Genomic DNA, 23,928 nt, shown 5'->3' on the forward strand with positions numbered 1-23,928 from the left:
TCTACTCGCACCTCGCGGCCCCGCGAGGCGGGTCAGGGGCTGGGAGCGGGGGCGGGGGTAGGAGGCTGGTCCGTGGGCGGGAGTGCGCTGGGCTCGGTGGTCGGCTGCGGTGCGGCGGTCGGGGCGGGTGCCGGCGCCTCCGTCGTCGGAACGCCGGGCGCGGGCGCGGGCGCCGACGTACTGCCGCCGTCCGGCGCTCCCGAGGACCCCGGCTGCGGGGTCGAGGTCGGCGCGGTCCCACCCCCGCTCGCCCTCGGGCTGGCGGCCGGATCCTTCTGGATGACGTCCTTCAGCTGGCGCTCGTAGGCGAGCAGCTGCGACTGGATGTCCGACGCCGAGAGTCCCTGCAGGTTCCGCGACAGCGCCATGATCTTCGACCAGAGCGCGCTGACGCTGTCCATGGTGCTGGGGTTGAGCGGGCCGGAGAGGGTGAGCACGAGCTGGTCGGCGATCGCGGCGGTGAGGCAGTTGACGCATCCATAGTTCGCAGCGACCGAGAGGTTCTGCGGGACGATGACGTTCGACTGACCGACGATCAGGACCACTTGGAAGGCGACCGCCACCGTCGTGCAGCCGCTGCAGTGGGCGAACGCGTAGGCGGAGTTCGTGTTCAGCGCAGCGTCTCCGCCCTGCACCCAGACCAGCGCGAACGCGACGTCGTAGAGCACCGAGCCGTCCGCGGTGTTGACCGCCAGCGCCTGGTTGTCGCCCGGGCGCGGCGGCTGCGGCTTGTCGAACGGGAAGACCCACGAGGGCGCCCGCCCGTTGCGTGGCACGAGGACCATCGCCAGTTGCGGGTGCGCGGCGGTGGGCCGCGCCGCCCCGGCAGGCCACACGGTCTGGACCTGTCCGTGACTGCCGGCGGCGAGGCGGCCGGTCCGGTCGCTCACCGGCGAGAGCACGTCGCTGATCGTGCCCCGCTCGTACGACTGGATCGGACGGTACGTCTGCGGCGCCGGCCACCAGGCCCAGGCGAGGCCCGCCACCATGGCGAGCACGAGCACGACGGCGGCGATCCGGCGACCGGGGCGGCCGTGGGTGCCGGTGCGCAACCGGCCGAGTCCGGCGCGGGCGAGCCGGAACAGGATGTACAGCGTCGCCAGGATCGGGATGGCCGTCGCCGCCATCAGCACGAGCTGGGCGCCAGCGGCCGCCAGCTCCCCGTGGGCGAACGCCGTCGCGAGAGCGCCCCCGCGTGCGCTCAACGCAACCCAGGCTGTCGCGAGCACCCGCGGCAGGGTGAGCACCATCATCAGCAGCGAGAACAGCAAGAGGGGGATGACGACCAGAACCCAGACGCACACGACGGCGCGCGCCCAGGGCTTCAGGGTGCGGCCCTCGGCGCGGCCCCACCGCCAGGGCAGCAGGCCGAGGAGGGTCGGCCGGATGCGCTGGAAGAGATCCGGGACGCCGGTCAGGTCGGCAAGAACGTGGTAGCCGTCGAAGCGGACCATCGGAAGCAACTGGTGCACCATCTGGAGCACCTGGGTGAGGACGACGAGGAGGAGCGCGTCCCACCGCGTCGCCCACCAGATCCCGACGATGGCCACAGCGACGATCGCGTTGAAGTAGAGTCCGCCGAGATCGGTGCGAACGCGGCCCGCCCGGCCCAGTCGGTAGGAGTCGGTCACGTCGGTGAAGAACGCCGGCCAGAACAGGTAGAGCCCGAACCCCATCCGGCCGGGAGGCGCACCCCCATAGCGAGCCGCCGCCGCGTGCCCGAATTCATGGAAACCCGCCGAGAGGATGGTGACGACCACGATCAGCAGGAGCACGCCCGGGTCCTGGAAGGCGTGATAGGTGGCGGCGGCGAGACCCTCGACCAGGAACAGCCACCAGCACACCGCGAGGAACAGGCAGACGAGCGGGATGACGACGAGCGGATGGAACAGCCGGGCGAACGGAGCGGTCACCCGTCGCGTCACATCCGGGTTGGTGATCTCCTTCCGCAGCCGCAGGGCGAGCAGAGGATCGGACCGTTTGAGCTCGGGTTCCGATCCGTCCGGCTGCGTCAGCAGGCCGAGGGGCCGGAGGGAGCCGTCGACCAGTTGGGCGACATCCGCGGCCCGCACCAGCCGACCGGTTCGTGAGCTCACGCGCGCGGCGATCTGCGTGAGCGTGCTCCGCCCATCCACTTCGTCGAGCGTCGCGTACAGCAGCGGTGTGAGCTGGAGGGTCTGGCCGTCGATGCGTCGCGCGAGCGACGGCGGCTCCCGGTACCCCGAGCCGCGCATCGCGCCGAGGAGTTCGACACCGCCGGCGCGCGTCGGGACCTCGTCGCCGCGGTTCGCGACGACCTCGGGCCGCTCGCCGGCCGCGTCGACGGCAGCACCGGCCGGAGGATCGTGCCGCTCCGGCCGGCGGTCCGCGATTTCTGTCACGCGCGGTTACTGCTGGATGGTGGACTGCTGGCCGGCGGTGGCGTCGGCGGTCCCGGTGATGTTCTGGTCGATCACGGCGTCCTGGTGCGAGACCGCGGCGGCCTGGCTGTCGATCGTGCCGATGTTCGCGGCCACGCTCGCGTCGATCGGCGCCGCGACGTTCGCGTTGGCGGCGACGGCGCCGTTGATCGGTGCCGCGATGTGCGCGTCCGCCGCCGCATTCACGTTGACGTTGAGCAGGCTGCCGTCGGTCAGCGATCCGGGGGTGGCCGCGGGAGTGGCGGGAGCCGGTGCCGGGGTGGTGGTGTCGGCTGCCGGAGCCATGTCGCTCGTCTGCTGGGAGTTGGCGAGAGCGTCCGCGGCGATTCCCTGGTGGATGCCCGCGGACTGATCCGCACCGGCCACCGCCGTCGACCCCTCCGAGAGCACGTTCGCGCCGGCCGAAGCCTCGATCGGCGCAGCGACGTTGGCGTTCGCGGCGACGCCGAGGTCGACCGGCGCCGCGAGCCCCAGGCCGAGGTTGAGGTCGGCGTTGAGGTCGAGGATGGACGCCACCTCTTTGTCGGGCAGCGCCGTCACGCCCTCCGCGGCGAGTTCGTCGGCGGAGAGCGGCTGCAGCTCCTGCTGGTCCTGTTCGTCGTTCACGTGTGACTCCCTGTCCGGCGCAGGTGCGCCTTGTCGGTGCGGGCGACCGGTTCGGTGACGACCGGCGCTGACGGCGACGGTATGCCGGATTCCGGGGGCGAAAAGGCCGTTTTCCAAAGCGCTCGTTCGTGCTAAAGGAGCCCGAGAGGGAGGCGTTTTGTTGCCTCAATGGACAAACCCGTCGCGGTGGGTACTATCCGATTCATGGAATATCGTCACCTCGGCAAGACCGGCCTCAAGGTCTCCACCGTCAGCCTCGGAACGATGGGGTTCGCGGGCACCGGCTGGGCGAGTCCCGTCGGCCACATCGATGTGGACGGTGCGCGGCGGCAGATCGACGTCGCCCAGGCCGCCGGCGTGAACCTCATCGACACCGCCGACGTGTACTCGGACGGCGCGTCGGAAGAGATCCTGGGCAAGGCTCTCGGTGCCGAGCGCGACCGGATGCTCATCGCGACGAAGGTGCGCGGTGGCATGGGCGAGGGGCCGAACGACGGCGGACTCTCGCGTCACCACATCATCGAGGCGGCCGAGGCCAGCCTGCGGCGGCTCGGCACCGACCACATCGACCTGTACCAGCTGCACGGCTGGGACGGCTCCACCCCGCTGGAGGAGACGCTCTCCGCACTCGACGACCTGGTCCGCTCCGGCAAGGTGCGCTACATCGGCGCCTCCAACTTCTCCGGCTGGCATCTGATGAAGGCGCTCTGGGCCTCCGACAGGGGCAGCTTCGAGCGTTTCGCCAGCCAGCAGATCTACTACTCGCTGCAGTCGCGCGAGGCCGAGAACGAACTGGTCCCGATCACCCTCGACCAGGGTCTCGGCATCCTGGTCTGGAGCCCACTGGCCGGCGGGCTGCTCACCGGCAAGTACCGTCGCGGGCAGGACGCACCGGAGGGCTCGCGTCGCTTCGAGGGCTGGACTGAGCCTCCCATCTACGACGAGGACCGCCTCTACAACACCATCGAGGTGCTGGTCGAGATCGCCGAAGAGCACCATGCCTCCCCCACCCAGGTCGGCTTGGCGTGGACGCTGTCGAAGCCGGGCGTCACGTCCGTCATCGTCGGTGCGCGCACCGAGGAGCAGCTGACCGACAGCCTGGGCGCGGCCGACCTGAAGCTGACCGACACCGACATCGCCCGTCTCGACGAGGCCAGCGCGACCCCGCTCCCCTACCCGTACTGGCACCAGGCGAACACCGCGGACGGCCGGTCCAGCGACGCCGACCTCAGCCTGATCGGACGGCATCTGAACCGCGACTGACCCGGTGCGCCGCTGGATCGGCTCCGAGCCGAGGCTCACAGGGTGTGCCACGATGGGCGCATGACGCAGGCCTACGACACGATCGCCGAGGGCTACGCGGCTCTGAACGAGACCAGCCTCCTGAACGAGTACTACAACCGTCCGGCACTGCTGGGTCTCGCCGGAGACGTAGCCGGCCGGCGGGTGCTCGACGCCGGATGCGGCTCCGGGCCGATCCTCTCCGACCTCTGTGAACGCGGTGCCATCGTCTCCGGCATCGACTCCAGTGCCGGGATGCTGGAGCAGGCGAGGCAGCGCGTGGGCGTCGACGCGGACCTCAGCGTGGCCGACCTGGCCGATCCGCTGCCGTTCCCCGACGACACCTTCGACGACGTCATCGCGTCGCAGGTCCTGCACTACCTCGAGGACTGGGCGCCCACCCTGGCGGAGTTCCGTCGGGTGCTGAAACCGGGCGGACGACTCATCGTCTCCGAGGAGCACCCGTCGGCCACCTTCCTGAGCGACCGGTTGTCCGGAGGAAGCGCGGAGTACTTCGGGACGCATGCACGGACCGAAGAGTGGACTCTCGGCGGCAAGAGCGCGCAGCTGACGTTCTGGGACCGACCGCTTCACGCGATGACCGACGCGTTCGCTGACGCCGGCTTCCGCATCGTCTCGATCAGCGAGCCGCCACCGGCAGCGGCAGCGTACGAGCGGTTCCCGGAGGAGTTCGCTGCGCGGCCCAGCGGGCGCTTTCTGGCATTCCTGTTCTTCGTGCTGCGGGCGGAACCGGCCCACCACCCCTAGTCCTCATGGCATCTGCTACGCCACCACAGCCGAGGCACGACTTACGCCGAGGGTCGCGCGGTCGTCGTCGCGCCCGGGTCGCGGTGCTCTCGGCCGCGGCGCTTCTGCTGTCCGGCTGCACTCCCCTCTTTCCTGCGGCGTGCGCCATGCCGGCGATTCAGCCGCCCCACATTGCCGTCGACGCCCGGGCCTGGCACGGAGCGCACCCCGGCGGGACGGTCCGCATCTGCTACGCGGGCTCCTGTGATGAGAAGGACGACAGCGCGCTGGAGTTCGAGTTGATCGTCCCCGCCGCAATGGCGCCGGGCGAGGAGCATCCGCTTGCCGTGACCGAGACCGACAGCGACGGCACGGGCACCTTCACGGCCAGGGTCGCGCTCGAGCGCATCCCCGGACAGCCGGGCGCTCCCTGCCCGATGCCGGACCAGTGGAGCCTGCGGCTCACGATCCTCCTCGACGGCCGACTCCGGTTCGACGGCGCGGACGACGGCCACCTCGTCATCCCGACGGTGCCCCAGACACCCGACACGACTCCGACACCAGGCCCAAGCCCGACGCGCGTCGGCCCTTAGACTGCTGCGCGCCAACTAGCTCCGCGGCCTGCTGAACAGGTTGACGAGGTTGCCGTCCGGGTCGCGGAGTACGGCGGAGCGGTTGCCCCACGGCATCGTCGACGGCTCGATCACGACATCCCAGAGGTCCGAGTCGTGGAGTTCGTCCTGCAGACGCGCGAATTCACGGTCGACGTCGTCCACCTCGAATTCGACGATCACGGAGCGGTTGGACGCGGTAGCCGGCGCCCCGCCGAGCATCGCCACAGTGGCCGGACTCGCGATCGCGAGCGTCGCTCCCGGACCGGTGAACTGCGCGAACACCGGCGCAGGCCGATCGGCCGGCCTTCCGGTGACGCGCTCGTAGAACGACGCGAGCCGATCGACGTCCTCGGTGATGATGCGGATCGATGCGAATGACATGGGCTGCCTCCAGCTGGTTGGGTTCCCCTCCATGGTCACAGCGCCTGGCGACACCGTCCTGTCGGTGTTTCTCGACACGATGCTTGTCGACAGGGTGTTTGCCGAGACATTCAGTCCAGGTCGTCGCCGATCGAGCGGAGAGTCCCGAAGGGGATCTCCAGGTCCGCCCGCTGCAGCGACCGGGTGGCCGGCCGCTCACCCGTCGGCTCGAGCGACGTCATCCGGTCCGCCCGGAACGCCCGAACCCCGTCCCGGAGCCGGCACCAGGCGATGAGGTACCAGTCGCCGCTTTTTCCGATGTACCCGAGGGGCTCCACCTCGCGCTGGGTGACGGCGCCCTGCTTGTCGCGATATCCCAGTGCGAGCACGCTGTTGGAGCGGAGCGCCTCCGCGAACATCGGAGGGGCGGACGCGGTCTCGCTCTCGTCCTCGCTCTCCAGCAGATGCACGCGCGCCGCCAACGACGCGGCCCGCCGCGCATCGGCGTCCGGCATCACGGCCAGGAGCTTGCGGAGCGCCGTTCCCGACGCATGCCGGAACGGCCCTCGCCGCAACCCTCCCAGCCCGATCATGATCGCGAGAGCCTCGTCCGGCGAGAACCCGAGCGGGCCGAGAGTGGATGCGGCGTCGATGACGTACCCGCCCGTCCGGCCTTGCTCCGCCCAGATCGGGACGCCCGACTCCTGCAGGGCCGAGAGGTCGCGCTCGATGGTCCTGGCCGACACCTCGAACCGGTCGGCCAGCCAGCGGGCGCTGCGCGGACGCGGCGAGACGGCGCGGAGTTCCTCCACGAGGGCGTAGAGGCGTTCCGTTCGGTTCACCCGAGGAGTCTACGGTCCCGGCTCAGCGCACGGGACCGGCCGAAGTGTCGGAGATTCGCCGCCTTGCGTCGGAGATCCGGCTGCGATGTACGCGGTTGCTCCGACCGGCCGCGGTGCGTCGGAGAATTGCGGCCGGTTGTCCGACGCTGGGTGGCAGCCGGGCCCTCCGCCCCACCGTCGCCGAGCGCGTCTATCGGCCGTTATGCAAGCGTTGCTTGTTTTGGTAAGTCGACCGTACGAACGCCATTAGTGTTCGATCATGAGGGGAATCACATCGGGGTTTCTGGCCCTGTCCGTCGCTGCCATCCTTGCCGGGTGCTCAGCGACATCCACGGTCGCCGACTCGACGCCGATAGCGCACTCGACCAGTTCTACAACCCCGACCGCTTCCGCCCACACACCGACGCCCACGCCGACGCCGACGGCCGCCGCGCCGGTCGACAACGGACAGCTCAGCGCGACGGTGCCAGACGCGCAGTCGCAGCCGCTGCCGGCCGTTCCCGTGCCTCCCAGCCAGCCAACGCGCGACCCGAACGCGGTCGACCCCGCCGACTACACATCCCACGCGTGGGACACGACCAATAACGTCCCGCTGAAGGGCGTGGAGTTCATGACCGCCGACGGCAACATCATCTGCGGAATCCGGTCCAGCGACGCCGTGACGGGCGCTGGAGTCTGCACCCCGAGCACCTGGAAGGACATCATTCCGCAGGTGCCCGGTGGGGGCATGGGCACGCACGCCGTCGAGGTCATGGACGGGAGCCAAGGTGCCCTGTACTTGTATCCGGACACCTTCTCGCAGCCCGCACGCACCATCCCCGTGCTGCCGGACGGCAAGAACATCACCCTCGAGCAGATCACCTGCTCGGTCTCGGGTGCAACGGTGACGTGCACCAACTTTGTCTACAACAAGGGCTTCACGGTCTCCACCTCCGCGATCACGATGCACAACTGACGTCCCCGGCGATCGTCGGCGTGAAACTCGTCGGGGTGTGACTCCGGACGATTCGGTTTGGGGTGCTCGCCGACCTCAGGGCAGCACGTGCTCCTCCGAGTCGCGCTCGAGCTCTGCCGCCTGCTGCTCGGCGAGGGCCTGCTCGGCGACGACATCCACGTTGCGGGTCAGCAGCCAATATGCGCCCGCGGCCACGGGTAGGCCGACGAAGAGCGAGAGGTCGACGCCGCCGAGGGCGTGCGCGATGAACCCCTCGAAGAAGCCTGCGACGTTGAAGAAGGGGATCATGCACACGAAGCCGAGCAGGTAGGAGGCGATCCCCGCCCAGCCCCAGCGCCCGTAGATGCCGTCCGGTTTGAAGATCTCGGCGATGGCGTAGTGCCCGCGCCGGACGATGAAGTAGTCGGTGAGGTTGACGGCGGTCCACGGGATGAACAGGTACAGGATCACCAGCAGGAAGTCGGCGAAGTTGCTGAGGAAGCTCTCCGAGGCGAAGTTCGCGAAGCCGATCGAGATAGCGGCGGTGATCACGATGGTGATGATGCGGATCCTGAGCGTCGGCCGGATCTTGCGGATGCTGTCGATCGAGGAGATCAGGGTGAGCGACCCGCCGTACATGTTGAGGGCGGTGACGGAGATGAGTCCGAGGGCCGCCACGATGAGGGCGATGGAGCCGAATCCGGGGAACAGCTTGTCCGCGACGGTGCCGATGGCCGCGATCGTCGCGGAGCCGATCGTCTTGACCGACACGGCGATGTACGTGCCGAGGAACATCACCCAGATCCCGCCGAGGGCACTGCCCCAGAACGTCCAGCGGAAGGTGCTGCTCCGGGATACGGTCGCCGGCAGGTACCGGGAGTAGTCGGAGACGTAGATGGCCCAGGAGATCTGGTAGCCGGCCGCGACGCCGAGCTGGGCGAAGAACGGTACCGCCGAGAAGTGCCCGAGGTCCCACTGGGATGCGGGCATCTGAAGGTGGGTCAGCACCGCGATCGTGAGGAGAAGCAGCATCACCACGGTCACGATGCTGAGGTAGCGCTCGAACGAGTGGATCAGGTCGTAGCCGTACAGGGCGATCCCGGCGGCCACGATGGTGACGACCCAGAACCAGAGGTTGTCCAGGCTCGACGGAGTGTGCAGCGAACCGCCGACGGCTTCGCCGGCCAGCACCGTGTTGAAGATGTTGAACCCGGCGTACTGGATGTACGCGAAAAGCCAGACGAGAAGGGCACCGATGTAGCCGAACTGCGGCCGGGACTGGATCATCTGCGGAAGGCCCAGCACCGGACCCTGCGACGAGTGTGCCGCCATGAACAGGGTTCCGAGGGCGGTTCCCAGCGCGATGGCGATGAGGGACCAGACGACGTTACCGCCGCTGGTGATGCTGATCAGGCCGGTCGCCAGGGTCGCGATCTGCGCGTTGCTCATGAACCACAGCGAGCCGATCCGGGACACCTTGCCGTGGCGCTCGCTCTGCGGCACGTAGTCGATCGAGCGGACTTCGATTCCGCGCTGCGGCCTGGTGGCCGTTGATTCCTGGCTCATGTCGCTCCTCGTCGCTCAACACCATCCGTCTCGTTATCCGAGACGATAGCGACATCGGGGCGCCCACTGTCCTGAGAACCCTCACATGGTCAGGGCTTGATCCCGACCGCGGGGAGCAGCACGCCGTCGATCAGCGACAGCAGGAACTCGCGATCCACCGGCTTCTGGAGGATGAGCACGCGATACGAGGTCATCGACGGCATGATCATCGCCAGGGTGTCGACGTCCGTGTCGGCGGCGATTTCGCCGCGCTCGATGGCACGGCGCATGAGCATTCGGTTGAGCGCCGCGCGCGGCTCGACGATCGCGGCGGTCACCGCATCCACCAGTTCGGGATTGCGGGCGAGCATGGAGGTGATGCCGGCCATCACCTGCAGCTTCTTCTCGCCGTCCTCGATGGCGTGCGGCCGGATCATGGCGACCAGGTCGCCGCGCAGCGTGCCCGTGTCCGGCACGTTGTCGAGGTCGATGTCGTTCTTCTTCAGGCAGGCGATGGCCTCCACGACCAGTTCGCTCTTGGAGGCCCAGCGGCGGTAGACCGTGGCTTTGCCGGCCTGCGCCCGGGCGGCCACCATGTCCATCGTCATCCGGTCGTAGCCGGTCTCGGCCAGCACATCGACGGCGGCGTCGAGGATCTCGGCGTCGCGGGTGTGGTCGCGGCGGCGGCCGAGTTTGCGCGGCGCGTCGCCGGTGTCGAGCTGCGTCATTGCGGCTTCTCCCTGTTCTGGCTGGTGCATCGCATCCATTGTAAGGTTAATTTTGGAACTAAAGAGATCCGAAACTGACAAGTTTCGTATATGCTTGCCGCCATGTCGCAGACTTCCTCCCTCACCGCAGTCGCTCCCGAGGCGCCCGCCGCGCCCGCTGCGCGCTCCCACCGCTGGTGGACGCTCGTGACCGTCGCCCTGGCGCAGCTCATGGTCGTGCTCGACTCGACCGTCGTCAACATCGCCCTGCCGTCCGCCCAGCAGGACCTCGGCTTCTCCAACGCCGACCGGCAGTGGATCGTCACCGCCTACTCCCTCGCTTTCGGCAGCCTGCTGCTGCTCGGCGGCCGCCTCTCCGACCTGATCGGCCGCAAGCGGGCGTTCATCATCGGCCTCATCGGCTTCGCGGGCGCCTCGGCCCTGGGTGGCGCGGCCGGCACGTTCGGGATGCTCGTCGGCGCCCGGGCGCTGCAGGGCGCGTTCGGCGCGTTGCTCGCTCCCACCGCGCTGGCCGTGCTCACCACGACGTTCACCATCACCAAGGAGCGCGCCCGCGCGTTCGGCATCTTCGGCGCCATCGCCGGTGCGGGCGGTGCCGTCGGCCTCCTGCTCGGCGGCGTGCTCACCGAGCAGTTCGACTGGCGCTGGAACCTCTACATCAACGTCTTCATCGCCATCATCGGCATCGTCGGCGCTGCCTTCTTCGTGGTCTCGACGCCCCGCACCGGCCCACGTCCGAAGCTCGACATCCCCGGGACGGTCCTCGTCTCCGGCGCCCTGTTCTCGCTGGTCTACGGCTTCTCGAACGCCGAGACGGACGGCTGGGACTCGCCGTCCGCCTGGGGCTTCCTCGCGGCGTCCGGCGTGCTGCTGATCGCCTTCGTGATCTGGCAGCGCCGGGCCGCACATCCCCTGCTTCCGCTGCCGATCGTGCTCCACCGCAACCGCGCGGCGTCCTACATCTCCATCCTGATCGCCGGCGCCGGGATGTTCGGCATCTTCCTCTTCGTCACCTACTACCTGCAGACGACGCTAAAGTTCACCCCCATCCAGACCGGGCTGGCGTTCCTGCCGATGATCATCATGCTGGTGGCCGCCGCGCAGCTCTCCACCAACCTGACCCTTCCGCGATTCGGGCCGAAGTTGATGGTGCCGATCGGGATGGTGATCGCCGGCTCGGGAATGGTGTACCTGACGCACCTCGGAGTCAGCGCGAACTACGCGGCCGACATCCTGCCCCCTCTGATGATCCTCGGCTTCGGCATGGGGTCGATCATGCCCGCCGCGATCCAGACCGCCACCCTCGGCGTCGACCGGCACTTCGCCGGCGTGGCGTCCGCCCTCGTGAACACCAGCCAGCAGGTGGGCGGCTCGATCGGAACGGCCCTCCTCAACACGCTGGCCGCGACGGCAGCGGTCGACTATGTCGCATCCCACCTGCCCCCGACCGCGGAGGTCGCACGGCAGGCGGCCGTCCACAGCTACGCGACCGCGTACTGGTGGGGCGCGGCGTTCTTCGCCTTCGGCGCCCTGCTGTCCGCGCTGCTGTACCGGCGGCGCGAGGCGCTGAAAACGGGTGCGTAGGCGGTAACTCGCGGGAGGTCAGCGAGCCTGCTCCACTGCTTTCACGGCGGCCGCGATGCCGCCGTGCCACGGTGCGCCATGCCCGGGGAGGACCCAGCTCGCTCCGGTCGCCAGCAGCGCCTGGAGCGAACTGATCGCCTGCTCGGGCTCATCGGTGAAGGGCGCGGGCTGCGGCCCGACCGTGCCCGTCAGAACATGGCGTGTCGTCAGCCCGTCTCCGACGAACACCGCGTCGACCGCAGGGATGTGGATCGCAATGCTCCCCGCCGAGTGACCGGGAAGCGCAATGATCCGCGGCGCACCCGGCAGATCGAGGATTTCCCCATCGGATACTTCGACGACCTCCGTCAGCCACTTGGCGCGCGCGCCGCCCTTGCTCAGGGAGTACGCCCCGAATTGGAGCAGCGGTCCGAGGCGCATCGTCTGCTTCGCGTTGGCGGGCTTGGGTCCGCCCTTGGCGCGCTCGGCGTCGGCCGGGTGCACATATATCGGGACTCCGTGCTCGCGCCGCAGCCGCTCGGCGAAACCGACATGGTCGGAGTCTCCGTGGGTGAGGATGAGGCCCTTGACGTCACCGATCGGGCGCCCCATCGCCTTGAGTTCGGCGAGGAGGTCGCGCCAGTGTCCGGGAAGTCCGGCATCGATGAGCGTCACGCCCTCGGAGGTGTCGACGAGATAGGCGGCGACGATGTCGTTGCCGATGCGGTGGAGGTGGGGGGCAAGTTCCATGATGGCTACGCTACATAGCCTTCATGGCTATTGTCAATAGCTATACTGTGAGCATGCCTGCACCGGACCGCACATCGCTCGACGCTATCGTCCTGGCTGCCCGCAAGATTCTCGAGACGGACGGTCTGACCTGTGTGACGATGCAGGCCGTTGCTGCCCGGGTCGGCGTGCGCGCTCCCTCGCTCTACAAGCGCGTGCGGAACCGTGATGAGCTCATCCGCCTCGTCGCCGAAGCGACCCTGCGCGACCTCACCGGCCGGCTGCACTCTACTTCGAACGCACAGGACCTCTTGAACGGTCTCCGGGTGTTCGCGAAGGAGTCTCCTGCAGCGTTCCAACTGGTGATGACCCCGGATCCCGGTGCTCCGGTGGCCAGCTCGGATGTGAACATCGCGTCCAGCGCGGGGATCCTCCGCGTGGCGAGCGACCTCGCCGGCGAAGCGTCGGCGCTCGAAGCAGCGCGCACGTTGACGGCATGGGCGACCGGCTTCATCAGCATGGAACTCAATGGGCGGTTCCGCCTCGGCGGGGACGTCGATCGCGCGTGGGAGTTCGGGCTGACGCGGATCATTCGTGCGGTAGGCATGCCGTCACCGAGCTGAGCTTTCCGGTGGGCGGTCCGCGAAGCCGGCCGAGCCCGACGCCACGGTCGCACCGGGAGTCAGCCGAGGAGCGCCTCGTGCGCGACCTCCAGCAGGCGACCCGTGCGGAACTCCTCGTGGGCGGTGACGGTCAGAACCGCGTCGTGAGCGTCGTCGACGACCACATACTGGCCGTACCGTCCGTCGAACCGCCACAAGCCGGACGGGCCCTCCCAGGTCCCGATGCCGTAGTGCGCCGACGATCCGGCCTCCCCCGTGTCGCGCCACTCGGTGTGCATCCCGTCGATCCACGCCGCGCTGACGATCCGCGAACCCTGCCACTCGCCCCGGTCGCGCAGCACCCTGCCGATGCGGGCCACCTCCCCGGTGCGGAGTTGGAGGCCGCTGCCCGCGACGATCCAGCCCTGCGGGCACCGCATCCACTGCGGATTGTCGATGCCGAGCGGGCCGAAGAGCCGCGGGAGCAGCCAGTCGCGGACGTCGCCCACGGCAGCGCCGAGCATCCGCATCGCGACGTACGTGCTGGAATCGGTGTACAGGAAATGCTCGCCGGGGCCACGGGTGGGGTGACGCAGCATTTCCTGCGCCAGGTCCGGCCCTGGCACCGGCTGATCGCCGAACCACTGGAACGGGATGCCACTCGACATGGTCAGGAGGTGGCGGAGCGTCACCCGCTCCACCCCCTCGCCCAGCTGGACCTGAGGCAGGGCCTCTACGACGGTCGTGTCGAGTGTTAGCAGGCCCTCGTCCACGGCGATGCCGGCAGCCAGGGCACTGACCCCCTTCGACACGGAGTACAGGTTGACCCGGTCGTCGCTGCGCCAGCGGTGCTGGGCCTCGTCGCCGCCGACGAGCGCGTGGGCACCGTAGGCGCCGAGGCCCTCCCGGTCGACGGCGTGGACGAAACGGGCCAGGAGGGCGTCAGCGGCGGTCATCCCCTCATTCTGGCGGGAAACCGGACGCGGTCATCAGTTGTGCATGGTGATCGCGGTGGTCGACACCGTGAAGCCCGCGTTGTAGACGAAATTGTTGCAGGTCACCGTCCCGCCGGACACGGAGCAGGTGATGTTATCGAGAGTGATGTTCTTGCCGTCCGGCAGCACGGGGATGGTGCGCGCGGGCTGAGAGAACAAGTCGGGGAACAGATACATCGCACCCCTGTACGCCTGGTCGACCTCGACAGCGTGGGTCGGGGGCATCTGCGGGACGCCCTGGGGAATGATGTCCTTCCAGGTGCTCGGGGTGCACGCGGCCACGCCCAACCCCTCACCGCTCGGGCCGATTCCACAGACGATGTTGCCGTCGGCAGTCATGAACTCCACGCCCTTCAGCGCGACATTGTTGCCGGTGTCCCAGGCGTGAGACGGGTAGTCAGCTGGGTCGACAGCGTTCGGGTCGACAGGCGGCGCGGGCGCAGGCGCCGGAGCAGGAGCGGGAGCGGGAGCCGGGTCGGGCGACGGGGCGGAGTCGACCGGCACCTCCGCCGTGTCGGGCATGACCGCGCCCGGGCCGTCCACGGCCGCTGAAGAAGGGGGTGTCGCGATCGGCGTAGGAGTCGCCGCGTCGGAGTTCGACGGCACCGGCGTGGAGCTCGGGCTCGCGGAAGCAGTCGAACTCGGCCGCGCGGTGGCCAGCGCCACCGGCGACATGCCGGACGGCGACGATGCCGAACAGCCGGCCATGGTCAAAACGACGGCCGCAGCGACGAACAGCGCAACCTTCTTCATGTGATCCCCCTTGGTGTCAACGGGCAACTGCCCTTACCTCATAGTGTCCGGACGGGGTCAAATGGTTCCATCGGGCCACTTCGGATGTGTCAGCGGCGGAGTACGAGGCTGCTTCCAGCTCGATGAATGGTTACTACCAGTTCGGTGCCGGCCACAGAGCGAGGTCAGAGAATGCTCAGTGCGCTTGCAATGAGCAGTTGCTCCACTCCGTCTGGTGAGGTTGAGGTTGGCTTGCCGCGGAAGTGGGCGATGTGATTGTAGACACCCATCGAACCGCCGCCGATTCCGGGCGCATCAGCGTCATATCCTGCTTCGTAGCCAGCGGCACGCAGTATCTCGTCGCTTGGGATATAGGCGGGTACTTCGTTCGAGTACGCGTTGATCCACACGTTCTCCGTGCCAAATACGTTCCTGAAGTACTCGGCGTACCCGGACACGAGCTCTCCGCCGGTGAAGAGGATACGGAGGCCTCCGAACTTCCACGACTGAATCGGCAGTGGAATGCTCGTTTCAAGCGAGTCGAGGGGCGGCTTGGACCGGAGATATGCCGCTGAGACGGACGCGTGTCGAATAACCCAGCCCGGGTACGGAGGGTCGTTCGGGCGAGTTGCTCGCGCAGCGAAAGCATTCGCGACGGCCTTAATGTTTTCGTCCGTCAGGGTGATGTCAAGCGGTAGTTGGACCTCGGAGTACGAGGTGGAAATGGGACCCGATATCGATCGGCCCGGCAACTCTACGGCGTTTACAACGGTCAGGCCGAGGTCTTGCCCATAAGCGTCCGACTGTTCGAACGACTCGGTGGTTGCCGGGTTCTGGTCGCCGGCTGCACCGGTGAGAAATTGTGCGAAGCAACCGGGCAAGTACGCCTCGATCGTCTTGATCGCCTCGGACGGATAGTCAGGGTCGAAACTAACCTGCCCTCCGGCGGCCACCGGGTGGGTTCCGTATCCGAAGAGCACTGAACAGGGATTGCCTGCGAGGTCGCGGGCGACGAGAGTCGGTACCGCGGTTTCCTGGTGTGCGAACCCTGTGCGGTTAATGGAGAAATTTTCGTCGAGTAAGTAGTACTCAAGCGTGCACGTCGTTCGGGGAGCCGCGAGGGCATCCGCCACGAGGTCGATCAGCGCTTGCACCAGCCATGAGCTGTATTCCGAGATTTCGGTCTGGTCGCTCATGTTGTAGGCGATATAGGGGTCAAGCTTCTCGATGAGCACGGGGCCGTTGTGAGTGTGGGTCGCGGTCAGAACAAAATCCGAATTGCCGACGCCGAGATCCACCACGCCGGCGCGGATCTGTTGGTGCATCGTTCGACCGAACGCGAGCACATCAGCCGTGACGATGACGTTGGGCGCGCCCGAGTCCCAGAGAACAGTGCAGCGCGCGCGCAGCGGCTCGTTCACGTCTTCGGAGAGGCGTGGCGAGTCCACCCCATAACCCGCCATCGGATATCCGATGGACGGGGTTATGTCGATGTCCGCGTTGGAAACCTGGAATGCAGGCACCGCCGCCGCAGCGGCTGGCGCCACCTTTGCGGTAAGCGCCGCCGCCTCCACGGTGAGGGCCACGCCACCAACAACTAATGCCCGACGCGAAATCTCCACAAATCCCCCCCCGAGTGACCGTTACGTCCGTGCCGACTATGCCAGAGCCGCCAAGCGAATCTCAAGAACAATCAGAATCCACGAATGACCACCTTCGATAGAGTGCGTGCCATGGACGCTTCGTGGCTGGGCCTGATCGGCGTCGTCGTAGGAGCCGCCTTGGTGTCAGTTACAACGCTCGTCACCGAACACTTCAAGCGACGGAACGACCGCCAAAGGGACGACTCCCTACGCGAGGTAGCAAGACGCGAAGCCCTCCGGGCTGTCATTATCAGAATGGGAGCCGCCGTAACCGCCCTCGCATTGGACAAGCGACAGGGGGAACGCCTGCGCGTGGCATTTGACGCGGCCCTCTCGTGCGAATTGGAATTCGGCCTGCTCATAGCTGCAGAGGACAGTTCAGCCGGGCTCGCCGTGTCCAACGCGATGAAAGCTGCCATGCGCGCCGAGACGGCCGAGCAGACCAGCTGGATATCCGTACTCATCGCGGAGCATCTTCCTCGCTGGTATCGAGGTGAAATCTCCGGTGAAGAAATGAACGACATTTTCGGGTCGGTGACCTCCCGAATCCCCGCGAATCCTGCCGCCGAATAACCGTCCACGTGTCGTCACGTCTCACCCCCGAAACCCTCCACTGCAACTCATCCGCAAAGGCCGCGCCCATCAACCCACGCCGCCGCCCTCCCCGCCGACGAGGTGGAAGCTCGGCCTCAGTGATCTGTGGAAACAATTCATTGAAGACGGGCAAACAGTTACGCAAACGGCCCACAACGCCGGGCTGCGCCCCACGCGCTACCCCAAACGCCGCTCCGCGCTTCGCGCGGGGCGTCGCCCGGGGCCCCTCGCGCGCGGGGACCCCAATAGTCAGGTGCGAGTTGTGACATGAGAGAAGCCCCGATCTACTCGCAGAGCGAGTTGATCGGGGCTTCTCTCATGTCACAACGTCGGGCTGACAGGATTTGAACCTGCGACCCCTTGACCCCCAGTCAAGTGCGCTACCAAGCTGCGCCACAGCCCGCTGTCCGCGAGAGCCGAGGCTCCGCGCGAGGCAACCCGTCCATCTTACCGTGTCCGCGAGAGGCTCCGCGCACACGCGATCACACATTCGATCGTGCCGGCGGGGACCTCGTGCGCCACCCGACGGCCGCACACATCCCCGCCGGCACTGCGCAGCGCGCGTCGGCCGAATTCCGGCGCGCGTGGGCGCCCGGGCGCTCCCGCCCCGCAGCGGGAGTCCAGGTTGGGGTCGGCGACGGGGCGCGAAGGGGGATCAGCGCCCCGCCGCCGAGCTGGGTCAGCGGCCGGAGCCGCCGATGATCTGGTCGATCTCGTCCTGGGTGAGCGGGTTCCAGGGGGACGAGTCGGGGTTGGCGCTGGCGGCCTCGGGGCTGTCGCCCTGCGTCCACCATTTGGCCTCGAAGGGCACGCCGTCGAAGAGGACGCGCTGGCCCTTGTCGTAGGCGGTCATTCCGCTCCAGTTCGGGTACGTTCCGGCGGGCAGCGTGGGCTGCGGGATGGGCGTCTCACCGGGCAGCACGGGGCCGACCAGGTCCCACGGGGTCTCCCACGCGTTCAGCACCGGGTTGTCGGGGACGTCGCCCTTCGTCCACCACTTCGCCTGGTAGACGTTGTGGTGCCAGACGACCTTCGCGCCCTTCAGGTACGAGTTCTTGGTGGCCCAGACCGGGTACGGCGACGTCGCGGGGTCGTCGGCCGCGATGCTGGAGGTGGGCTCCGGCGTGGTGACCGCCGCCTCCCCCAGCGCGATGTGGCCGGCGAAGCCCTTCGCCAGCACGCCGGCGAACGTCTTCTTGCCCTGGGCGACGCCGCTGCAGGCGTCCGAGACGACGGTCAGGTCGACGTAGTTGGAACCGCACGTCTTGTCCCTGTTCGCCGACCACATCGACATGCGCCCGAGTCCGTTCGAGACCGCCCAGGCGTTGAAGGATGCGGCGTCCGCCAGGGTGAAGACCTCATCCTGGACGTCGTTCTGGCCGATCATCGGCGTCGCGCCGAGCTTCGCCCACAGACTCGGGTCGCTCTGGTGCAGCTTCGCCCGGTCGTACAGGATGCCGAGCTGGCGCTGGGCGGCCGACACAGCCGCCTCCGACGCCTTCGCCATCGAGGACTTCGCGTCCTTGGCGTTGCCGTAGTCCATCGTCATGACGTTGACGCCCGCGATGTCGACCTTCGCCTTCAGCATCGCCTCGATGGCGTCGGTCCCGTCGGAGGTCATCCCGGTCGGCGCGACCGGGAGGGTCAGCCAGACGGCCAGGCTCTTCCCCGCTGCCCGTCGCTCCTGCTGCAGGGCGGCGATGGCGGAGGCGCGGCGCGCGGCGGCGTCGCGGTCGGCGAGTCCGCTCCCCTCCAGGTCCAGGTCGATGGTGCCGATCTTGTAGCGGTCGACCACGGAGGCGTACGCCTTCTTCAGTGCGGACGGGTCGTCGCAGTGCACGGCGAGCTCGTCGTTCGCCTGGCCGCCGAACGAGACCGCGACCGTCCCGCCCTGTTGCTGCAGGCGTGCGATCCGGCGATCCAGGTCGAGGGAGCCTCGCGCCTCGTCCATCGTGTACGCGGTGCCCCAGGTGGGCTCGCACGGGTCGCTCTTCGACGACACGACGAACGAGAGCACCGCATCCTTGGTCGACGTGCCGCCCATGTTCTCGAACGCGAACCGGGGAGTTGCCGTCACATCCACATAGGAGGCGAACCACGGCTGCACGTCGACGGAGGCGCGTGCGCTCCACCACTGCAGCCCGACGGCGCCGACGGAGACGACCACGACCGCGACCAGGCCTGCGCCGATCACCCGCCACGGGGAGAGGCGGCGGCCGCCGGTCGACTCGGGAGCCTGCGCGCGCTCGACAGCGTCGGCAGGCTTCGACCCGGCGTCCTTCGACGCCTTTCGTGCGCGGGCCATCAGGCGGCCTGCCTCTCGCCGGAGACGGACTCAGCAGTGGACTCAGCGGCGGCGGATTCGGCGAGCGCCGACTCCGGGTCCCCGCTCAGGTCGGAAGCCGAACCCGCCGGGACGTTCACATCCGCGCCGACGCCCGCCAGATGCGGAACCTCGCCACCGGCGTGCCCGTGGTAGAGCACGGAGCGCCAGTCGATGGATGCGGTCGCGGGCGTCGCGACGGAGGCCGACTGCGTGCGGGACTTGTCCACGTACAGCGGCTTCGTCACGCCGAGCCAGATGTCCACGATCGTGTTCCACGGGCCGATGTAGGCGACGATCGCCCAGATGGCCAGGGTCGCGTTGAAGGCGGCGAACGCGGCATTGCCCCAGTTGTGCGCGTTCACGTCACGCCACAGGGTGAACAGCGAGAACCCGACGATCGCGAGCGGGGCGACGACGTACAGCAGCGGCGAGGCGGTGCGGTTCTTCACCTTCGGCGTGCGGGCGAACGGGATCTTCTTGCCGGTCAGCGACTGCTGGATCGACTTGAGCACACCGGCCAGGTTCACCGGGAGCAGGATGAGGTTGAAGCCGTAGATCCGGAAGATGTCGGTGGCCTTGTAGCCGCTGTAGCGGAGGTCCGCCGCCTGGCTGATGAAGTACGGCAGGGCGGCGAGGAGCACCATCGGGCTCAGCAGCCGGCCGTCGTACGGATACGCCAGCAGGAAGACCAGGCCGAAGCTGGCCCAGCTGATCGACGCCATGTAGTTGACGCGCAGCAACAGTTCGATGCGGGAGACGGTCTCGCCGCGGCGCTTCCGCTCCTTCACCTGACGCCAGAGCTTCGGGAGGATCAGGAGTCCGCCGTTCGCCCAGCGGCGGCGCTGGACGATCAGCGAGCCGAAGTCCGGCGGGGTGGCCGAGTAGCTGAGACGCTCCGGGTAGTTCGACAGCGTCCAGCCGTGGGTGCCCAGGTCGATGCTCGACTCGGTGTCCTCGATGACCGTGCGGTCCTGGATGTAGCGGCGCACCTCGAACCCGCCGACGAACTCGGTCTCGACGATGTCGTCGAGTGCGCGCTTGCGGATGACCGCGTTCGCACCCACCCAGAAGGTGGCGCCGTAGTACGACTTGCCCTGGTGCAGGATGTGCTGGATGTCGGTGGTCGCACCGGCGAGGCGCTCGATGCGAGTGCCGGCGCCACGGAACGACGAGTACGGCGTCTGGGTGACCGCGACGCGCGCGTTGTCGGGCTGCTGCAGGAAGTAGGTGAGCCGGAGGCAGTACTCGCGCAGCAGGATCGAGTCGGCATCCAGGGTCAGCAGGAAGTCGCTGTCCGGGATCTCGATGTCACCGTGGCGGCGCTGACCGGCCGGAACCGGGCTCAGGATGGGGCCCTCCGGCGTCTCCTCGACGCGGTAGTTGCCACCCATCAGGCCGATGTAGGCGTTCAGGTTCATCGCCTTGTTCGCCTCATGCGAGAGGGACGCCCACTTCTTGCGCTCGAAGACGGTGAGCTCGGCGTCGAAGGTCCAGGCGAGGCGGCGGTACAGCTGCGCGACGCGCTTGGTGGTGAGGGACGCCCCCTCGGCGATCGCCGCGGAGACGGCCTCGCCGGTGAGCGCCAGGTCGTCGCCGAGCGCCCGGAGCACCTGGTCCACGAAGAAGACGTCGACGTGGTCCTGGATGCTGTGCGCGTCGGCCTGCCCGTACAGCCACTGGGCGGCCCAGCGGTAGTGCTCGGCCAGCTCGAGAGCGGACTCGTCGGTCGCGTAGACGCCGGAGTCGCCGAGCTCGTAGCGCATGAGCGCGTCGGAGAAGCGGAACCGCGGCTCGGCGAGCATCGCGCTGATGTCGTCGGCGAGGTCGCGGGTCGCGTCGAGCCGCTCGCGCACGGCCGGGTCGGTCGGGTTCGGGTTGTCGTCGAGCAGCAGGACGACGCGCTTCGAGGGGAACTCCTGCAACGCGGCGGAGAGCAGGGTCATCCGGACCACCTCGGGCTCCTCCGCGTAGGAGGGCACGAGCACCGTGATGCTCGGCTGGTTCTCGGCGAAGTGCCGGTCGATTTCGGCGCGCGGCACGCGGACGTGCTTCTGGAAGCGCTGGAGCGCTCCCTGCCGGGCCACCAGGTACATCAGGGCCGAGAACGTGAGGAACGTGACGACGACCGTGTAGCCGATCGCCTCCATCGTGAAGCGGAAGTTCTCGCTGCCGCTGTCGATGAACTGGCGGATGATCGTGGTGACCACGTAGATCGCCCAGAACAGGACGGTCAGCACGATGGCGACACGGCTCCAGGTGATCTTGCGATCCGACGGCTTCGGGTGGACCGTCGGGAGGGGTTCGGTGCGCTTCTCGGAGCCGAGCTGGCGCTTTCGGGCAGGGGTGTATTGATTTGTAGAACTCATGATCGGGTATGCGTCCTTGTACGTCGGGAGCCCGGCCCTCGGGTGGGCACGGTCGGGTGGCTCCCGGTTGTCCACACTAGTGAGGACAAACCGGGGTACAAATACCCCTTTTCGGGTCCCCCTCCCTTTGGGGGTGGATTTCTCTGAAGGTGCACAGCGTGCGGCGGCGTGTCGGAGTTGCGGGGGTCGGTGATTCATGCGAACGCATCGACTGGGCGGGCAGGTCGCAGGGCGAGCGCGCGAATGGCGGAGCATGTCGGAGGGCGAGGCATAGGCTGGCGGCATGCCGTCGCAGCCGTCTCCGCAGCTGTGGCGGGGCCGCAGCGCAGGTGGGCGAGTCGTCTTCGTCCTCGGGCTGATCGTCGGAATCCCGATCGCCCTCGCCCTCGGGCTGCTCCTGCTGGCGGTCGGAGTCGTTGCTGCTGTTGTCGGGCTGCTGCTCTGGCTGATCTGCGCCGGTGCGGCCTGGGTGTGGTTCGCCATCCAGAGCAGGGAGCGCATCCCGTATCCGTTCGCGACGCCGCCGCCGTCCACCCGCCGGACCAGGCGCGTCGCCCTGAGCGGGCTCTACCTGACCCTCGTGCCGCGGACGGTCGGAGCGGCGGCCCGCGGCGCCGGGTGGCTGTTCGCCCCGCTGGCGTTGCTGGTCTCGCTGATCGGAGTGTTCCTCCCGCGCTGGCGGGCGCGGCCGTACGTCGCGGTGTTCACTTTGCCGGCCATCCTGCGCAAGATCGTGAACCTGGGGCGGCGGCGCGGGCTGCTGCGCGACGGCCACGACGCGCTGCTGCTCGGCTACGACGACTTCCTGGGCCGCGCGTTTCCGCTGATCCGCGACGTGCTCGACTGGTGGAACGATTCCGACGGCGGCGACGACTACGTCCCGACTCCGGGTCTTCCGGACGTACCGGGCGGGCTGCTCGGGCTGCCGCTCGGGCCCTCCCCCGACCCGCTCGGTCAGCCCGGGATCGCCGCGGGCGCGATGCGGCGGCGGTCGATCGGCTCGCTGCGCGAGCTGCTGCTCAGCCAGCGGGAGATCGACGACCTGTGCGATCCGGACCTCGACGACCGGGCGGACGTTGCGCTCGTGCGTGTGGTCGAGGTGGATGCGCCGGGCGGTCGGCGCTGGGTGGTGCAGTTCGCGAGCACCAAGTCATGGCACCCACGCGCCGGAGCGGCGCCGAACGACATCACGGCCGACCTGCTGATCGGCGCAGGGGCCGAGCCGACCGTCACCCGTGCGGCACTCGACACGATGCGGGCGGCGGGGATCCGGCCGGGCGAACCGGTGCTGCTGGCGGGCTTCAGCCTGGGCGGCATGGTGGCCGCGCAGGTCGCCTCGGCCGCGGTCACCGAGGGGCTGACGGTGACGCACCTGGCTGTCGCGGGGACACCCCTGGGGCGGATCGGCGTGCCCGACGCGGTGACGGTGCTGGCGCTGGAGCACGTACTCGACCCGGTGCCCCGGGTTGAGGGCCGCGACAACCCGGTCCGCATCCAGGCCGGGACCCCGTTCCTCACCGTGAGGGCGCGCCCGCCGCTGACGCACGGCTTCCGGATCGGCTCGCTGCACCAGTCGACGGCCTACGCGGACACGGCGGCGGCGGTGGAGGCGGACCCGCCGGACCCACGGGTGGCGGACGTGCTGGCCCAACTGAGGGAGTTCTTCGGGCCGCCGCAGCGCATCCACGACCACGCCACGTCGCGAGCGGGCGGGCTGCCGCCGCGACCGTCGGTGCCGCTCTACCTGCACAGCACGGTCGAGGAGGGCATCACCCGTGGGACGCTTCGGCAGACCGTGCGGCGCCTCGACGGCGTGATCGCGGTGGACGTCTACGAGTCGCGCAGCGGGTTCGCGACGACGATCCTCTGGAACGCGGACATCCTCGTGCGCGAACTCGACCCGTGGCTCATCGACGCCGGACGGACCGCCGTGTACCGGGGCCTGCTGTCGCTGCTCGCGCGACGGCGCGCTGTGGGCATCCACCTGCGGCTGCAAGCCCGCGCGACGCCCGGGATCACGTGGGAGTCCACGGTGCAGCGGCTGTCGGACGGCCGCTGGCGCGAGTCGATCGACATCACGGTCGACGACCGGGCCGACCCGGCCGAGGTCGGGCGGCTGTTCCCCGGCGGTACGGCGCCGGTCGTCATCGTGCACGCGCCGGACGCCTTCGACCCCGTCCTGGACGTGGCCCGCCAGCGCTGAGCAAGCTCACACACCATCGCTTCCTCGAAAAATCCGCGCCTCGAGCCGCGAGACACGGATTAAGTGAGGAAGCGATGGTGGGATTCGCGCCCCGAGCG

At 68.5% G+C, this 23,928-nt stretch carries 21 protein-coding genes and 1 tRNA gene; 9 read left to right on the forward strand and 13 right to left on the reverse strand.

Going from position 1 to position 23,928, the window contains the following annotated elements:
* Positions 1-32: 32 nt before the first annotated feature.
* Complete coding sequence (locus AB4079_RS15220) at positions 33-2,381, reverse strand: hypothetical protein (RefSeq protein WP_441788159.1); 2,349 nt, start codon at positions 2,379-2,381, stop codon at positions 33-35.
* 6 nt (positions 2,382-2,387) lie between these two features.
* On the reverse strand, positions 2,388-3,026 hold the full coding sequence (locus tag AB4079_RS15225) for a peptidoglycan-binding protein (protein WP_441788160.1): 639 nt from the start codon (positions 3,024-3,026) through the stop codon (positions 2,388-2,390).
* A gap of 204 nt (positions 3,027-3,230) precedes the next feature.
* On the opposite strand from AB4079_RS15225, the gene AB4079_RS15230 reads away from it, so the two are divergent.
* From AB4079_RS15230 to AB4079_RS15240, 3 genes are all read left to right on the forward strand, one after another.
* Complete coding sequence (locus AB4079_RS15230) at positions 3,231-4,289, forward strand: aldo/keto reductase (protein ID WP_441788161.1); 1,059 nt, start codon at positions 3,231-3,233, stop codon at positions 4,287-4,289.
* A 60-nt stretch (positions 4,290-4,349) separates the two neighbouring features.
* Positions 4,350-5,075 carry a class I SAM-dependent methyltransferase gene (locus AB4079_RS15235; RefSeq protein ID WP_441788162.1) on the forward strand — a complete coding sequence of 242 codons (726 nt, stop codon included), beginning with the start codon at positions 4,350-4,352 and terminating at the stop codon, positions 5,073-5,075.
* A 146-nt stretch (positions 5,076-5,221) separates the two neighbouring features.
* Positions 5,222-5,647, forward strand: a complete 426-nt coding sequence (locus AB4079_RS15240; protein WP_441788163.1) for a hypothetical protein — start codon at positions 5,222-5,224, stop codon at positions 5,645-5,647.
* Between the two features lie 15 nt (positions 5,648-5,662).
* On the opposite strand, the gene AB4079_RS15245 is transcribed toward AB4079_RS15240, so the two are convergent.
* Complete coding sequence (locus tag AB4079_RS15245; RefSeq protein ID WP_441788164.1) at positions 5,663-6,049, reverse strand: VOC family protein; 387 nt, start codon at positions 6,047-6,049, stop codon at positions 5,663-5,665.
* Between the two features lie 110 nt (positions 6,050-6,159).
* Positions 6,160-6,870, reverse strand: coding sequence for a helix-turn-helix transcriptional regulator (locus tag AB4079_RS15250; RefSeq protein WP_441788165.1), 711 nt, complete (start codon positions 6,868-6,870; stop codon positions 6,160-6,162).
* Positions 6,871-7,129: 259 nt separating this feature from the next.
* On the opposite strand from AB4079_RS15250, the gene AB4079_RS15255 reads away from it, so the two are divergent.
* Entirely contained in the window at positions 7,130-7,825 is a 696-nt protein-coding gene (locus tag AB4079_RS15255) for a hypothetical protein (RefSeq protein WP_441788166.1), read from the forward strand.
* Positions 7,826-7,900: 75 nt separating this feature from the next.
* Here AB4079_RS15255 and AB4079_RS15260 read toward each other — a convergent pair whose 3' ends face one another.
* Both AB4079_RS15260 and AB4079_RS15265 read right to left on the reverse strand, forming a co-directional pair.
* Entirely contained in the window at positions 7,901-9,370 is a 1,470-nt protein-coding gene (locus AB4079_RS15260) for a purine-cytosine permease family protein (protein ID WP_441788167.1), read from the reverse strand.
* Positions 9,371-9,459: 89 nt separating this feature from the next.
* Complete coding sequence (locus AB4079_RS15265) at positions 9,460-10,107, reverse strand: TetR/AcrR family transcriptional regulator (RefSeq protein ID WP_441788168.1); 648 nt, start codon at positions 10,105-10,107, stop codon at positions 9,460-9,462.
* Between the two features lie 72 nt (positions 10,108-10,179).
* On the opposite strand from AB4079_RS15265, the gene AB4079_RS15270 reads away from it, so the two are divergent.
* On the forward strand, positions 10,180-11,661 hold the full coding sequence (locus tag AB4079_RS15270) for an MFS transporter (RefSeq protein WP_441788169.1): 1,482 nt from the start codon (positions 10,180-10,182) through the stop codon (positions 11,659-11,661).
* 18 nt (positions 11,662-11,679) lie between these two features.
* Here AB4079_RS15270 and AB4079_RS15275 read toward each other — a convergent pair whose 3' ends face one another.
* Positions 11,680-12,390, reverse strand: a complete 711-nt coding sequence (locus tag AB4079_RS15275) for an MBL fold metallo-hydrolase (protein WP_441788170.1) — start codon at positions 12,388-12,390, stop codon at positions 11,680-11,682.
* A 53-nt stretch (positions 12,391-12,443) separates the two neighbouring features.
* Here AB4079_RS15275 and AB4079_RS15280 point away from each other — a divergent pair, with 53 nt between their 5' ends.
* Positions 12,444-12,992 carry a TetR/AcrR family transcriptional regulator gene (locus tag AB4079_RS15280; protein ID WP_441788171.1) on the forward strand — a complete coding sequence of 183 codons (549 nt, stop codon included), beginning with the start codon at positions 12,444-12,446 and terminating at the stop codon, positions 12,990-12,992.
* Between the two features lie 59 nt (positions 12,993-13,051).
* On the opposite strand, the gene AB4079_RS15285 is transcribed toward AB4079_RS15280, so the two are convergent.
* Positions 13,052-13,927 carry a serine hydrolase domain-containing protein gene (locus AB4079_RS15285; protein WP_441788172.1) on the reverse strand — a complete coding sequence of 292 codons (876 nt, stop codon included), beginning with the start codon at positions 13,925-13,927 and terminating at the stop codon, positions 13,052-13,054.
* 33 nt (positions 13,928-13,960) lie between these two features.
* Positions 13,961-14,488, reverse strand: a complete 528-nt coding sequence (locus AB4079_RS15290; protein ID WP_441788173.1) for a hypothetical protein — start codon at positions 14,486-14,488, stop codon at positions 13,961-13,963.
* Here AB4079_RS15290 and AB4079_RS15295 point away from each other — a divergent pair.
* Entirely contained in the window at positions 14,487-14,723 is a 237-nt protein-coding gene (locus AB4079_RS15295; RefSeq protein ID WP_441788174.1) for a hypothetical protein, read from the forward strand. The genes AB4079_RS15290 and AB4079_RS15295 overlap by 2 nt on opposite strands.
* A gap of 160 nt (positions 14,724-14,883) precedes the next feature.
* Here the strand turns inward: AB4079_RS15295 and AB4079_RS15300 are convergent, their stop codons facing one another.
* Positions 14,884-16,284, reverse strand: coding sequence for a hypothetical protein (locus tag AB4079_RS15300; protein WP_441788175.1), 1,401 nt, complete (start codon positions 16,282-16,284; stop codon positions 14,884-14,886).
* 120 nt (positions 16,285-16,404) lie between these two features.
* On the opposite strand from AB4079_RS15300, the gene AB4079_RS15305 reads away from it, so the two are divergent.
* Positions 16,405-16,914 (forward strand): hypothetical protein, encoded by a 510-nt coding sequence (locus AB4079_RS15305; RefSeq protein ID WP_441788176.1) that lies wholly within the window; start codon positions 16,405-16,407, stop codon positions 16,912-16,914.
* A gap of 350 nt (positions 16,915-17,264) precedes the next feature.
* On the opposite strand, the gene AB4079_RS15310 is transcribed toward AB4079_RS15305, so the two are convergent.
* The 3 genes from AB4079_RS15310 to AB4079_RS15320 all read right to left on the reverse strand — a co-directional run bounded on the left by AB4079_RS15310 (position 17,265) and on the right by AB4079_RS15320 (position 21,627).
* Positions 17,265-17,338 (reverse strand) — tRNA-Pro (locus tag AB4079_RS15310).
* Positions 17,339-17,614: 276 nt separating this feature from the next.
* Positions 17,615-19,240: a chitinase gene (locus tag AB4079_RS15315; RefSeq protein WP_441788177.1), complete on the reverse strand. Its 1,626-nt coding sequence runs from the start codon at positions 19,238-19,240 to the stop codon at positions 17,615-17,617.
* Positions 19,240-21,627, reverse strand: a complete 2,388-nt coding sequence (locus AB4079_RS15320; RefSeq protein ID WP_441788178.1) for a glycosyltransferase family 2 protein — start codon at positions 21,625-21,627, stop codon at positions 19,240-19,242. Before AB4079_RS15320 ends, AB4079_RS15315 begins: the two co-directional genes overlap by 1 nt.
* Positions 21,628-21,910: 283 nt before the next feature.
* On the opposite strand from AB4079_RS15320, the gene AB4079_RS15325 reads away from it, so the two are divergent.
* Positions 21,911-23,830, forward strand: coding sequence for a hypothetical protein (locus tag AB4079_RS15325; RefSeq protein WP_441788179.1), 1,920 nt, complete (start codon positions 21,911-21,913; stop codon positions 23,828-23,830).
* The last annotated feature ends 98 nt before the right edge of the window (positions 23,831-23,928 follow it).

This window comes from Leifsonia sp. 2MCAF36 (assembly GCF_052115525.1).
Taxonomy (GTDB): domain Bacteria; phylum Actinomycetota; class Actinomycetes; order Actinomycetales; family Microbacteriaceae; genus Leifsonia.